Below are 3,809 nucleotides of genomic sequence, written 5' to 3' on the forward strand. Positions count from 1 at the left end.
GATCGTGGTTGGGACGTGGAGGCGCTGTACGACCCGGACCCCGACCACACGGGCACCACCTACAGCCGTATGGGCGCTTTCCTCGACCGTGTGGCGGACTTCGATCCTGCGTTCTTCGGGATCTCGCCGCGTGAGGCGTTGGCGATGGATCCGCAGCAGCGGCTGCTGCTGGAGACCTCCTGGGAACTGCTGGAACGGGCCGGGGTCGACCCGGCGTCGCTGCGCGGTGAGCGCGTCGGCGTGTTCGTGGGGTCGAACATGCAGGACTACGGGATGGTGCTGGACGGGGCCGCCGAGGACGTGGGCGGTTACGCGGCGACCGGCACCGCGTCCAGCGTGGCTTCCGGCCGGTTGTCCTACACGTTCGGCTTTGAAGGTCCTGCGGTGACGGTGGACACGGCGTGCTCCTCGTCGCTGGTCGCACTGCACCTGGCGGTGCAGGCCCTACGGTCGGGCGAGTGCTCGCTGGCGCTGGCGGGTGGCGTGACGGTGATGTCCACGCCGGGTGCGTTCATCGAGTTCAGCCGCCAGCGCGGGCTGTCGGTGGACGGGCGCTGCAAGGCGTTCTCCGCCGACGCTGACGGCACGGGCTGGGGTGAGGGCATCGGGATGCTGTTCGTCGAGCGGCTGTCGGACGCCCAGCGCAACGGACATCAGGTGCTTGCCGTCGTGCGGGGTTCGGCAGTGAACCAGGACGGTGCGTCGAACGGTTTGACGGCGCCGAACGGTCCGTCGCAGCAGCGGGTGATCCGGCAGGCGCTCGCTAGTGCGGGTCTCGCTCCGTCCGAGGTGGACGCGGTGGAGGCGCACGGCACCGGCACCACGCTGGGTGACCCGATCGAGGCGCAGGCTCTGCTGGCCACCTACGGCCAGGACCGCAACGGTGAGCCGCTCTGGCTCGGGTCGCTGAAGTCGAACATCGGTCATACGCAGGCAGCCGCGGGTGTGGCTGGTGTGATCAAGATGGTGATGGCGATGCGGCACGGTGTGCTGCCGCAGACCCTGCACGTCACCGAGCGGTCATCGCACGTGGACTGGTCGACGGGCGCCGTCGAGCTGCTGACGGAGGCACGTCCGTGGCCGGAGACCGGTAAGTCGTGGCGGGCCGGTGTGTCGTCGTTCGGGTTCAGCGGGACGAACGCGCACACCATCATCGAGCAGGCCCCCGTGGTCGACCGGGAGGAAGCTCCGGAGCCGGTTCGTGACGGCCTCGTGCCGTGGGTGCTGTCGGCAGGTGGCGAGGGTGCCCTGCGTGGCCAGGCCGAGCGTCTGATGTCGATCGCGGACGAGCACGCGCTCGTTGATGTCGGCTACTCGCTCGCGACGTCACGGTCGGCGTTGGAGCACCGTGCGGTGGTGGTCGCTGCTGACCGGTCCGAGTTCCTGGCCGCTTTGGCGGCCGTGGCCGATGGTCGGGCGACCGGCGCTGTGGTCAGTGGAGTCGCCGACGAGCCCGGCCGGGTGGGTTTCCTGTTCTCGGGTCAGGGTTCGCAGCGGCTCGGGATGGGGCGTGAACTGTCCGCCAGGTTCCCGGTGTTCGCTGCGGCGTTGGATGAGGCGCTGGCGGAGTTCGACCCGGCGGTGCGTGAGGTGCTGTTCGGCGAGGACGCCGATGCTCTGAATGAGACCGGGGTGACGCAGCCCGCGCTGTTCGCGGTGGAAGTCGCTCTGTTCCGGCTGTTGGAGTCCTGGGGTGTCCGGCCCGACATGCTGGCGGGCCACTCCATCGGTGAGCTGGCCGCCGCGCACGTGTCCGGTGTCTGGTCGTTGGCTGATGCGGCGAAGGTGGTGTCGGCGCGGGGTCGCCTGATGCAGGCGCTGCCCGAGGGTGGTGCGATGGTCGCGATCCAGGCGACCGAGGCCGAGATCCTGCCGGAGTTGTCGGAGACCGTGGGGATCGCCGTGGTGAACGGTCCGACCTCGGTGGTGATCTCTGGTGTCGCCGCCGATGTGGAGGTGGTCGCGGAGCGGTGGCGTGAGGCGGGCCGGAAGGTTTCTCGTCTGCGGGTGAGCCACGCGTTCCACTCGCCGTTGATGGAGCCGATGCTCGATGAGTTCCGCCGGGTACTGGAGGGCGTGTCGTTCGAGGCACCCGCGATTCCGATCGTGTCGACGTTGACCGGTGTGCGGGCGAGTGCCGAGGAGTTGGGTTCGCCGGAGTACTGGGTGCGGCATGTGCGGGCGTCGGTGCGTTTCGCCGATGCTGTCGAGACGTTGGTTGCTGAGGGTGTGGCGACGTTTGTCGAGGTCGGGCCGGGTGGGACGTTGTCGGCGCTGGGGCAGGAGTCCGCGCCGGGGGCGACCTTCGTACCGGTGCTGCGCGGCGATCGTCCGGAGGCCGTGGCCGCTACGTCGGCTGCGGGACAGCTGCACGTGCGCGGTGTCCGGGTGGACTGGGAGCCTTTCTTCGCGGGCGGCGGGGCACGGCGGGTGGACCTGCCGACGTACGCGTTCCAGCGTGAGCGCTACTGGCCTGACACGCTGCCGCTGATCGGCGATGTCGCGGCGGTCGGGCTCGGTTCGGTGGAGCATCCGTTGTTGGGTGCGACTGTCGCGGTGGGTGGGACGGATGGTGTGCTGCTGACCGGTCGCCTGTCGGTTCAGTCCCATCCGTGGCTGGCTGATTACGTGGTCCAGGGTTCCGTTCTGTTGCCCGGTACGGCGTTTGTCGAGTTGGCGGTGCGTGCGGGTGACCAGGTCGGGTGTGATCTGGTGGAGGAGTTGACGCTGGAGGCGCCGCTCGTTCTGGCCGAGAACGGTACGGTGCGGGTGCAGGTGTGGGTTGGTGCGGCGGATGAGTCGGGCAGGCGTGAGCTGACGCTCTATTCCAGCGCGGGTGAGACCGACGACGGCCGTTCATGGACTCGGCATGCCGCCGGTGTGCTGCGTGCGGGTGGCCGGTCCGCCGGGGCCTCCCTGGCCGAGTGGCCGCCCACCGGCGCGGAGGTCGTGGACCTGGACGGGGCCTACGACCGGCTGGCGGAGCTGGGTTTCGGTTATGGGCCGGTGTTCCAGGGTTTGCGTGCGGTGTGGCGTAGTGGGGACGAGGTGTTTGCCGAGGTCGCGTTGCCGGAGGGTGTGGGTGTGGACGGGTTCGGTCTGCATCCGGCGTTGCTGGACGCGGCGCTGCATGCCATCGGTCTGGCCGGCGATGCCGACGGGGTCGGTCGGTTGCCGTTCGCGTGGTCGGGTGTGCGGTTGCATGCTTCGGGTGCGGAGATGCTGCGGGTGCGGCTGACTCCCTCCGGGTCGGACGGGGTGGCGTTGGCTGTGGCGGACGGGGCGGGTGCTCCGGTGGCCACGGTCGACTCGTTGGTGCTGCGGGAGGTGTCGGCGGACCAGATCGCCGGTGACGATCGGGGCGACGCCCTGTTCGGCGTCGACTGGGCGTCGGTGCCCCTGCCCGACGGCGACGTCCCGACGACCGAGTGGACCGACCTGGAAGCCCTGACCGAACCGCTGTCCGACTTCGTGGTCGTGCCGTGTCCGGTCATGTCCGCGTCCGACCCGGTCGCCGGCGCGCATGAGGCCGCGCACTGGGCGCTGAAGGCGGTTCAGGTCTGGCTGGCGGACGAGCGGTTCGACGCGGTGCGCCTGGTCATTGTGACGAGGGGTGCGATCGCTATCTCGCCCGATGAGGATGTGCGGAATCTCGCGCAGGCGGCGGTGTGGGGTCTGGTGAGGTCTGCTCAGTCGGAGAATCCGGACCGGATCGTGCTGGTCGACCTCGACGACGAGGCGGCCTCGCTCAGCGTGCTGCCTTCCGCGTTGGCCGCTGGGGAGCCTCAGCTGGCTCTGCGCTTGGGTGC

1 protein-coding gene is annotated in these 3,809 nt (G+C 69.7%); it reads left to right on the forward strand.

The window, feature by feature from the left end; all coding sequences use genetic code 11:
• Positions 1-3,809: type I polyketide synthase (locus ACIRQP_RS42135; protein ID WP_403900733.1), on the forward strand; the 3,809-nt coding region annotated here is incomplete at both ends.

The sequence above is a fragment of the Streptomyces sp. NPDC102274 genome (assembly GCF_044766385.1).
Taxonomy (GTDB): domain Bacteria; phylum Actinomycetota; class Actinomycetes; order Streptomycetales; family Streptomycetaceae; genus Streptomyces.